The organism is Rhabdonatronobacter sediminivivens, from assembly GCF_013415485.1.
GTDB classification, from domain to species: domain Bacteria; phylum Pseudomonadota; class Alphaproteobacteria; order Rhodobacterales; family Rhodobacteraceae; genus Rhabdonatronobacter; species Rhabdonatronobacter sediminivivens.
This window is the reverse complement of sequence record NZ_JACBXS010000064.1, coordinates 1-9,504: the sequence shown is the minus strand read 5'-3', so window position 1 is coordinate 9,504 and position 9,504 is coordinate 1. Positions and strand designations below refer to the sequence as shown.

The window sequence follows — 9,504 nt, the reverse complement described above, 5'->3', positions numbered from 1 at the left end:
CTCCGTTCTGTGTCGCAACTGAACAGAATCACAACCTGCTGAATTCACTCAACTCATTTCCGATTGGCCTCTCAGGCTGAACGACGAGGTGGATGGGCTGGCAGGGCAGGCAACGGCGCCCGTTCGCGAGGCGAATGGGGTGATACGGTCGGCTTGGATGGCATAGCCGGACTTCACAGACGCAAGATATTGCAACTGGTTCTCGCTTCGGATACCAAATAGGGGGTATCGTGAGGCCCGACCATGCAGGTTCGGGTGACGAACAATTAAAGAATATTTGCGACAGTCCCACCTGCACGGTAAGGGCAGTGTCGCAAGGCCACGGAGGGAGCAGCCATTGGTAAAATGCATCAGCATCTTTTCAGGAGCCGGAGGCCTCGACGTTGGCGCCAAAAACGCAGGTGCCAACATTGTCGCTTGCGTCGAGAATGATGCAGACGCTGCCGAGACGCTACGCCTGAACCGCACTGACAGCAACAATCCAGAGATCTTCGAAGCCGACGTTCAGAATGTTGACTTCACCCAGCTGCGGCACGACGAGCCAACAATTTTGATCGGCGGCCCACCATGTCAGCCATTCTCAAAGAATGGCTACTGGGTGAAGAACGACAATCGGCTGATTGACGAAGACCCCCGCAACATGATCGGACAGTTTCTGCGCGCTGTATCTGACCTACAGCCATCAGGTTTCATTTTTGAGAACGTCGAAAGCATCCTACACCCGACGAACATCGCAACTTTTGAGCGGTTTCTTGCCGAGGCGAGAGCACTTGGATACACGTGCACCGTCTTCAGAGCCAACTCTGCCGACTTCGGCGTTCCCCAGAAGCGCAAGAGAGTTTTTGTGTTCGGCGTATGGAAGGCGAAAAGCCCGATCCCTCAGCCGCATCCAACTCATGGCAACCCCGCGAAGCCAGAATTAATGAACGGATTTCAGCCGTACACGGGGGTCGGCGAATTCATAGCGAAATACTCATCAGATAAGTTCCACGAGCCTCAAGAGGACGCCACCAACGGCAACTATTTTTACGAACTCACTCACGTTCCACCAGGCAAAAACTATATCGCACTCTCGAAACTTAAGGGCTACGATGGCCGAAAATTCCGAACTGGTGGCCGCTTTTGGAACTTTCTCCATAAGCTACACCCGGAAGAGCCATCCATTACCATTGCCGCCCAACCAGGCCCGTGGGTGGGCCCATTTCATTGGGATAACAGGCGACTTCGTGTTCCTGAAGTAGCAGCCATTCAGACATTTCCTAGTGGATACAAGTTTTTTGGGAACCGCCGGTCCGTGCAGAAACAGATCGGCAATGCTGTGCCCTGTTTGCTGGGCGAGAAAATGGTCGCGCACCTGATTGAGCACCTGTAATGGCCCTTGATCGTAATCTCCTGTTCTATTTCATCAGGGACTCTCTCGCCCCCTACTCTGAGAATTTTCGTATCTTGGACCGGCAGAACCCGGTTCGCATGGAACTCAACGGCGCACCTTATTCCACCCATGTTTCCTACGTTCATGATTCCGGAAACGCTCGTGAGAATGACGATGAAGTACGGATTCAGCTGGGACGTGGGCTGATCGAGGAGCAAAGGGCGAGGCAACAGCGTGGCGACCGAGTTGCCTTCATCGGTTTCTTCGATACTGGCGACACCTTCGTGGCATGGGATCCGCGACATGTATTCTCCCTACAGGCAAAGACTATCGTGTCAGTTTACGCACGGCAGTCCCAGAGACTATCAGTTTCTACGCAGCAAGCAGCAGTGCATCAATTCACTGCACGGCAACTCGGCGAGCAAAGTTTCGCAATCGCGCTGCCCACATCGGCATTGGGATTCTATCTCGAGAATGTTGAGCATTTCCACGCTCTGCGCAGTGAGCATGCGATTGTCAATCTAGTCGGGAGACATACGGAGACCTTTGCTGATGCCGGCCTCGGTGCGAGCGGCGAGATTGAAGTCGACGAAGACGGGGAACGCGAAAAGTTCACATTTGAACGCACCGCATACCCCAGGGATCCCCGGTTCAAGAAGTGGGTTCTCGAAGCGTACGGGCAAACATGCTGCGTCTGTGATCGTCAGTTAGGGATTGTCCAAGCGGCCCATATCATTCCTCATTCTGCCGAGGGCTCTCCAAATCACGTAACAAACGGGCTAGCATTGTGCATTGAGCACCACCGGCTCTACGACGACGCACTTCTATTACCTGGTCCAGGTTATCGCCTTGTCTTCAACAACGACCGCGCAGAGTACTTGCGCCAAACGAACCAAGACAAAGGCATCGGGGAGATAAGGAACCTACATGAACGACCTTTCATCGTCCCCTCCGATCCGGAACGACGTCCGCGAGACGACTATCTACAGCGTGGACTCGACTTGCGTATGGGCGCTTGACGCGCACGAAGCTGTTTTGGCTGCCGAGACTGCCGAGGCAGACCTCTCATATTCCTCAGAGTGCAAGTCCGAAAGCAAACGCAAGTTAGCTGGAGCGTACTACACACCCGCTGACGTCGCCGATCACTTCTGGAAGATTTTCTTCGATCGCCGGGACATCACAAGTTCGCTTGCAGCACAGAGACTCCTTGAAAGCGCTCACTTCGTTGAGCCATCCGTTGGCGCGGGCGCTTTGTTCTTTTCCCTAATTAAGGGATTGCTTGACCAAGGACTTTCACCGTCAGTCATCTGCTCCATTAATGCTGATCTGATTGATATAAATCGACTGGCACTCGACTTTATACGCGACCAGATTGAAGATCTGGAGCAACGTTGGCTCGTCAAGTTTGGTCGCGTTAGGCTAATCCATGGTGACTTCCGCTCTTATGAATTACCTGCTACAGATCGAGCCGCTATATTTTTTGGCAACCCACCCTTCGTAGCCAATGAGAAAGGCACGTCTAAGTGGAAGAATTTGTATGCCGATTTTCTTGAGCGTTCATTGAAACTTTCTCAAAGACCGTCGCACCTACACTTCATTTTACCGCTGTCAATAGCCTTTAGCCGAGATTATAGCGCATTGCGGGCTAACCTGCGGAGTCTCAAGTCGGAGATATCGGTATCGAACTACGACAACATACCGGATACATTGTTCAAGTCTGGGAAGCCCAAACACACGAACACAAACAAGGCAAATAGCCAACGCTGCTCCATACTGAGTGTTGTCCCATCCAAGGCACCGAGGGTTTATGCTTCGGCACTTCAGCGATGGAGTAAGGGGGAGAGAACAAGTCTGTTGTCCTCAGTACCGATGTTTCACGATGTCACTGCTTATCGACTCGATGATCAAATTCCGCGACCAACTAGGCAACTAGTGGCCGATTATCTCCAGTCTAGTTCTGGGGTAAGGCAACTTGGCACGCTGATTAATAGTTCGTCACGCTATCGGCTCGTAACTGCATCGGTCGCGCGAAACTACATCGGCTTTCGCGACGAGATCGATGGCAGCTGCAACGTACTCAGTTTTGGCAGTGAGGAAGATTTTCTTACTGCCCTTGGGGCTCTCTCGTCTCGTTTGTTTTTTGAGTATTGGCTGACCGTGGGTGACGGGTTTCATCTGACAAAGTCAACAATTTATAATTTCCCAATCAGCAAACACGTCGAGAAAGAATTACAGAGTCTCCACCCTGCAATCCGTAAGTTCTGGAAGAGCCGCAAGGACTTTGAAAAAGCAAAACTGAACAATGGAAGGCAAACGCGATCGTTCGACTTTTCCAGCGTGGCGCCAAGCCTGCTTGTCCAACAACCCTAGTCTCGCACACGCGTATCGCCTTTTCCAACTGCCGATCGGCTCGAGTAATTCCAAAACATTCCCAATAGCTTGAGGGTCCGTTTCAGGCGATTCTGCCGTTCATGCGGACCCTTCTCCATCGCCTTCTCGGCCTCGCGCGCGCTCGCGGCTTCGACGCTGCGGGTGGCGGGCGGCGTTGGGAGGGGGCGCGGAGCGTCGACGGGCTGAACACAGCAATTCTGGCGGGATCAGCCACGGCGGCGCGGCGGGCCGGGTGGTATGCGCGGAACAACCCATGGGTCGCAGCGTCGGTGGACAGCCTGGTCGGCAATGTCGTCGGTGCCGGGATCAAGCCGCAGTCCATCCACCCAGACCGGGAGGTGCGCGAGCGACTGCAGGCGCTCTGGCTGCGTTGGACTGATCACGCCGATCCGAGCGGACTCGCAGATTTCTACGGGCTGCAGGCTATGGCTGTGCGCGCGATGGTGGAGAGCGGGGAGAGCTTCGCCCGACTGCGCATGGCCAGCGATGGCTTGAACCTTCCTCTCTACCTCGAGCTTCTGGATCGCGAGCAGGTACCAATGGACCTGCATCGTGAAATCGGCGGCGGGGGGCGAATCCGTGCAGGCATTGAGTTTGATGCCGCAGGCCGCAGGATCGCCTATCGGGTGTTGTCCTCCCGCCCAGGCGACCCGCTGGGGTCACTCCGCATGGACCCGATCCGCGTTCCCGCCGCCGATTGTCTGCACCTGTTCAAGCCACTCGCTGCTGGCCAACTGCGCGGCATCACCTGGCTCGCGCCGGTACTGCTGCGGCTGCACGAGCTCGACCAGTTCGAGGATGCCGCACTGGTCAAGGCAAAGGTGGCTGCGCTGTTCACGGGCTTCATCACCGATCCTGATGGTACGGCGGGTGGGCTTTCCGACACTAATTCCGGAGGGTCGTTGACGGTTGGCATGGAGCCCGGCAGCCTGATCCCATTGCCGCCCGGCACTGATATCCGGTTTTCGACACCAACCGAAAATGACGCCTACGCGCCCTTCGTGAAGAACCACCTGCGCGCCGTCGCGGCGGGGCTGGGGCTGCCTTACGAGCTGGTCTCGGGCGATCTGGAGGGCGTCACCTATTCCTCGATCCGCGCCGGGCTGATCGAGTTCCGCCGCCGTGTCGAACAACTGCAGCACAACGTGGTCGTGCACCTGTTCTGCCGCCCGGTCTGGGAGCGGTTCGTGCGGCTGGCCGTGCTGGCCGGCGAGTTGCCCGCGCGGGACTTCGACAGGAACCCGGACGCCTACCTGGGGTGCGAATGGCTGCCGCCGAAGTTCGACTACGTCGATCCGATGAAGGACGTGGAAGCAGAAATCCTTGCGATCGGCGCTGGCCTCAAGAGCCGTAGCCAGGCGATTTCCGAACGGGGATACGATGCCGAGCAGGTCGATGCCGAGATCGCGGCCGACCGGGCGCGCGCAGACCTGCTGGGCCTCAGCTTCGCTCAGACAGCACCGAACCAGAAGGAAGATGCCGATGGCTGACACCATGGAGCTGCTCACCCGCCGCGCCACGCTTGCGCCCGCGACCGCCGATCCGGAGGCGCGTACCGTAGAGGTGGTCTGGTCCACCGGCGCCCCCGTGCGCCGCCGCGACATGGCAGGGCAGTATATTGAGCGGCTGAGCCTCGATCCGCAGGCCGTGGACCTGTCGCGCCTGGAGGGTGCCAGCGTCCTCGATGCTCATAGGCAGACCGCGGTGAGCGACGTGCTGGGCTCCGTCCGCAGCGCCGCCGTCGATGGCAAGCGCGGCACCGCGATCCTCCAATTCTCGGCCCGGCCCGAGGTGGAGCCGGTCTGGCAGGACGTGCTGGCGGGCATCCTGCGCCATGTCTCGGTCGGCTACTCGGTCGAGGACTGGGCCGAGACCACCGAGAACGGCGCACGCGTGCTGACCGCCGTAAGCTGGACGCCTCACGAGATTTCCCTGGTGCCGACGCCCGCCGACCCCGGCGCCCATATTCGCATGGAGACAGAGATGACCGAGACGACCACCACACCGGCCCCGCCCAAGGCGACGACCACCGAGACCCGCGCCGCGGCGAACGCCGAGATCCGCTCCATCGCCCGCATCGCCGGGCTGGACCAGTCCTGGATCGACGGCCAGGTCGACGGAGGCGCCGATGCCGACACCGCCCGCCGCGCCGCCTTCGAGGCGCTGGCGAAGCGGTCCGCGCCGCCGATCCGCACCGAACAGGTCCGCGTCGAGATGGGCGAGAGCCAGGACGATCCCGCGCTCCGCGCCCGGCAGATGGGCGAGGCGCTCTACGCCCGGATCAATCCACGGCACGAATTAAGCGAGCCTGCCCGTCGCTACGCCTACGCAACACCGGTCGACATGGCCAAGGAGCTGCTGACGCTCCGCGGCGAGTCCACTATGGCGCTCTCGCCCGCGAGCCTTGTCACTCGCGCGCTGCACACGACCTCCGACTTTCCCATCATCCTTGGGGACACCGTGGGCCGGGTGCTGCGCGATGCCTATCAGGCCGCTCCCTCGGGCATCCGCCGCCTCGGGCGCCAGACCACGGCGCGGGATTTCCGCGCGGTGAACAAGATCATGCTGGGCGAGGCTCCGCTGCTGGAGAAACTGAACGAGCACGGCGAGATCAAGGCCGGGACCATGGCCGAGGCGCGGGAGGCCTACAAGGTCGAGACTTGGGCGCGGAAGATCGGCATCACCCGGCAGGTGCTGGTCAACGACGACCTCGGCGCCTTCGCGGACCTCGCCCGGCGCATGGGCCAGGCCGCCGCCGAGACCGAGGCACGCATCCTCGTCACACTCCTCGAGGTGGGCAGCGGCAACGGTCCCACGATGTCGGACGGCAAGACGCTGTTCCACGCCGATCATGGCAACAAGGCGGGCGGCGGTGCGGCGATCTCGGATGCAACGCTCTCGACGGCTCGTCTGGCGCTGCGCACGCAGAAGGGCATCGAGGATCGCACGATCCGCGTCACGCCCCGCAACCTGCTGGTGCCGCCCGCGCTGGAGACCACCGCCGAGAAATGGCTGGCCACCATCGCGCCCGCAACGGCAGCAGATGTGAACCCGTTCGCCGGGTCGCTGTCGCTGGTGGTCGAGCCGCGACTGTCGAGCGCCACCCGCTGGTATGTCACCGCCGATCCCGGCGAGATCGATGGGCTGGAGTTCGCCTATCTTTCGGGCGCGGAAGGCCCGCAGGTCGAGAGCCGCTCGGGCTGGGACGTGGACGGAGTGGAGATCCGGGTGATCCTGGATTTCGGGGCCGGGTTCATCGACCATCGAGGCTGGTTCATGAACGCGGGCGCGTGATGGCCGATCTCGCCCAGCTAACCGCCTGGCGCGACGCCCTGATGGCCGCGCGATATCGGGGCGTCCGCACCGTCGAATACGACGGCAAGCGCATCACCTACGCGAGCGACGGCGAGATGGCCGCCGCGCTCGCGGACCTCAACCGGCAGATCGCGGGCGCCGAGGGGCGCGTCTCCGTGGTCCGCATCCAATCCTCGAAAGGGCTGTAACCCATGAAGACCTACATCCAGAACGGCCACGTCATCACCGTGCCCACGCCCGCGGGAGGGATCGCCTCGGGCGACGGGCTGATTGTCGGCAACATCTTCGGCATTGCCGCCTACTCGGCCGCCGAAGGCGATCCCCTCGAACTGTCCACCACCGGCGTCTACAAGCTGCCGAAGACCAGCGCGGCGGTGCTGGCGGTCGGCGCGCGGGTGGCGTGGGACAACACGGCCAAGCAGGTGAACATCCCCGGCGCTGGGCGCTTCCCCATCGGCATCTCCACCGAGGCCGCCGGGAACGGGATAACCAGTGTCACGGTGCGGCTGGATGGGGTGGCGACGGCAGCGGCTTGACACGCACGAAAACGCGGTAGCGGCTCCAACGCGTTCGCATTTCCGGTTTCGGCGGCCATACTTCGATCCTATTCTGGGCCCGGAAGACGAATCTTTCGGGCCTTGTCATGGACGGCAGAACGACACAAACGGCAAAGGATCTGTCGCGGGAGGAACTCTACGCGCTCGTATGGGAGCGGCCGCTCAATCGTGTCGGTCCCGAACTCGGAATCGACGGCCCGCGTCTTGCCAAGCTCTGCGACAAGCGCCAGGTGCCATATCCGCCTCCCGGATATTGGCAGAAGTTGGCTGTCGGCCGCGCCCCTGCGCCCACGCCCTTGCCCGCCGAAGAAGTGGTTGCAGTAAATGAAACCGCCCCGCGGACATTGCGCGCACCTACACCGACGACCGTCGCGCCAAGGAAGCCCTCGGCGGTGTCGCTGCCGAAAGAAGCGCGCGTACCCGAATCTCCCTCCATCCCGGACACCACGGAGACCGCGAAGGACGACGGGCTTGATCCGTTCGACGGGCTGCATCCGAAGATCAAGGCTTGGATCGCGGAGCACAAGCGGGAGCAGAAAGATCGCGCGCCGGAAAACCGGCGACGGAGGAACGACATCTGGTCTTGGGGCAAGTCCCTTCTGGACGATCTCACTCCGCGCGATCTGTACCGCTTTCGTGCAAGCAGCACGCTCTGCCACGCCATCGAGGCGGCGGGAGGGCGCATCAAAGAAGTCGACATTCACGGCAAGCTGACGTTTACCTTCGGGGGTCGGGACATTGAGTGCATGGTGAAAGAGAAGATGTCGCGGCCGATCAAGCGACCGGAAGGTGAAGCCGCGAAGTGGACGGCCTATCCGCATCACCACAATTCAGGGCTGACCTCATCGGGATTCCTCAGGGCGCAGATCGCCACGTTGCTTCCGGGCGAGCAGCCGCAGTGGATCGAAAGCTCGCGGAAGCCGTTCTCGCAGTTGATCCCGGCAATCGTGGAAACGGTCGTGGCAAGCGCCCCGCGCCTGATCGAGTGGGAGCGCAAGCGCGAGGAAGACCGCCGTCGCTACCAGGAAGAAGAGAGGCGGCGGTGGGAGTTGCGGCGGCTCAAGGAGATCGATGACACGCGCTGGGCTCGCTTCCGATCCGCGGCGACGAACTGGCAGGAGAAGCAGCTTCTCGACGCGTTCATCACCGAGCTTGAAGCGCGGCTGGCACCCGAAGGGGATCAAGCTATCGGGGAGAAGTCGACCACTGAGTGGCTTGATTGGGCGAAGGACCGTACCGCGGAGCTCGATCCTTTTTCGGAGGGGTTGGCCGGACTGTTTCGCGATGTGCAGCGTCCGTGAGGGCCGGCTATGCCTCGGTGCCGCGCAGTGGGGCGTGTTCGCCCTCGGCGTAGATCGTGTCCGTCATCCGCGTGAGCAGCGCGGCGTGGTCTGCGAAGGTTGTGACATGGCGCCAGTTAACGTCCTCAGGGCTGGCGAAGAAATGGGCGTCGCTGGCGGCGCGGATGTGATCGAGGGCAGCGTCGATCTCCGCCTTGCGCGCGATGAAGGCGGCGAGCGCGGCGTCGTTGGCCTTGGGCATAGGGTGGTCTCCCGCCATGGTGTCGTGGACCGTGACGGCTCTGGTCGGTGCCGATGGCAAGCACCATCGACCGCGAACTCATCGGGAACATTGCCCTTGTCCTGTGTCGTATCCGTGTTGCACGGAGGAATCGGGGCTGGTCGTAAACCTTTGGAATCTTTGGGGAGTGTTCGGGACGGCCTTGCGACACGACACGACATGCAAAAGCCGCCCGGAGGGCGGCCTATGTGTTTGATATCTTGTAGGAAAGTTTGGTTGCGGGGGTAGGATTTGAACCTACGACCTTCAGGTTATGAGCCTGACGAGCTACCTGGCTGCTCCACCCCG

Annotated in this window: 9 protein-coding genes; 8 read left to right on the top strand and 1 reads right to left on the bottom strand. The window is 60.7% G+C overall.

Features of this window, described 5'->3' with window-relative positions; genetic code table 11:
• The first annotated feature begins 337 nt into the window (after positions 1 to 337).
• The 8 genes from HUK65_RS17180 (at position 338) to HUK65_RS17145 (ending at position 8,936) form a co-directional block, all read left to right on the top strand.
• Positions 338 to 1,372 carry a DNA cytosine methyltransferase gene (locus tag HUK65_RS17180; protein ID WP_179907503.1) on the top strand — a complete coding sequence of 345 codons (1,035 nt, stop codon included), beginning with the start codon at positions 338 to 340 and terminating at the stop codon, positions 1,370 to 1,372.
• A complete protein-coding gene (locus tag HUK65_RS17175; protein ID WP_179907502.1) occupies positions 1,372 to 2,391 on the top strand; it encodes an HNH endonuclease in 1,020 nt (339 codons plus the stop codon). Before HUK65_RS17180 ends, HUK65_RS17175 begins: the two co-directional genes overlap by 1 nt.
• A complete protein-coding gene (locus HUK65_RS17170; protein ID WP_179907501.1) occupies positions 2,300 to 3,742 on the top strand; it encodes a hypothetical protein in 1,443 nt (480 codons plus the stop codon). The genes HUK65_RS17175 and HUK65_RS17170 overlap by 92 nt, the downstream gene beginning before the upstream one ends.
• Positions 3,743 to 3,843: 101 nt before the next feature.
• On the top strand, positions 3,844 to 5,253 hold the full coding sequence (locus HUK65_RS17165; protein WP_179907500.1) for a phage portal protein: 1,410 nt from the start codon (positions 3,844 to 3,846) through the stop codon (positions 5,251 to 5,253).
• On the top strand, positions 5,246 to 7,057 hold the full coding sequence (locus tag HUK65_RS17160) for a prohead protease/major capsid protein fusion protein (protein WP_179907499.1): 1,812 nt from the start codon (positions 5,246 to 5,248) through the stop codon (positions 7,055 to 7,057). The genes HUK65_RS17165 and HUK65_RS17160 overlap by 8 nt, the downstream gene beginning before the upstream one ends.
• On the top strand, positions 7,057 to 7,266 hold the full coding sequence (locus HUK65_RS17155; RefSeq protein WP_179907498.1) for a phage head-tail joining protein: 210 nt from the start codon (positions 7,057 to 7,059) through the stop codon (positions 7,264 to 7,266). Before HUK65_RS17160 ends, HUK65_RS17155 begins: the two co-directional genes overlap by 1 nt.
• Before the next feature lie 3 nt (positions 7,267 to 7,269).
• On the top strand, positions 7,270 to 7,614 hold the full coding sequence (locus HUK65_RS17150) for a DUF2190 family protein (protein WP_179907497.1): 345 nt from the start codon (positions 7,270 to 7,272) through the stop codon (positions 7,612 to 7,614).
• A gap of 107 nt (positions 7,615 to 7,721) precedes the next feature.
• Entirely contained in the window at positions 7,722 to 8,936 is a 1,215-nt protein-coding gene (locus tag HUK65_RS17145) for a hypothetical protein (RefSeq protein WP_179907496.1), read from the top strand.
• Positions 8,937 to 8,943: 7 nt separating this feature from the next.
• On the opposite strand, the gene HUK65_RS17140 is transcribed toward HUK65_RS17145, so the two are convergent.
• Positions 8,944 to 9,177, bottom strand: a complete 234-nt coding sequence (locus HUK65_RS17140; protein WP_179907495.1) for a hypothetical protein — start codon at positions 9,175 to 9,177, stop codon at positions 8,944 to 8,946.
• Positions 9,178 to 9,504: the final 327 nt, after the last annotated feature.

Bases quoted from the DNA above. Each gene is read 5' to 3' on its own strand.
- HUK65_RS17175 (WP_179907502.1), top strand. From the start codon at position 1,372: ATGGCCCTTGATCGTAATCTCCTGTTCTATTTCATCAGGGACTCTCTC.
- HUK65_RS17170 (WP_179907501.1), top strand. From the start codon at position 2,300: ATGAACGACCTTTCATCGTCCCCTCCGATCCGGAACGACGTCCGCGAG.
- HUK65_RS17165 (WP_179907500.1), top strand. From the start codon at position 3,844: ATGCGGACCCTTCTCCATCGCCTTCTCGGCCTCGCGCGCGCTCGCGGC.
- HUK65_RS17160 (WP_179907499.1), top strand. From the start codon at position 5,246: ATGGCTGACACCATGGAGCTGCTCACCCGCCGCGCCACGCTTGCGCCC.
- HUK65_RS17155 (WP_179907498.1), top strand. From the start codon at position 7,057: ATGGCCGATCTCGCCCAGCTAACCGCCTGGCGCGACGCCCTGATGGCC.
- HUK65_RS17150 (WP_179907497.1), top strand. From the start codon at position 7,270: ATGAAGACCTACATCCAGAACGGCCACGTCATCACCGTGCCCACGCCC.
- HUK65_RS17145 (WP_179907496.1), top strand. From the start codon at position 7,722: ATGGACGGCAGAACGACACAAACGGCAAAGGATCTGTCGCGGGAGGAA.
- HUK65_RS17140 (WP_179907495.1), bottom strand. From the start codon at position 9,177: ATGCCCAAGGCCAACGACGCCGCGCTCGCCGCCTTCATCGCGCGCAAG.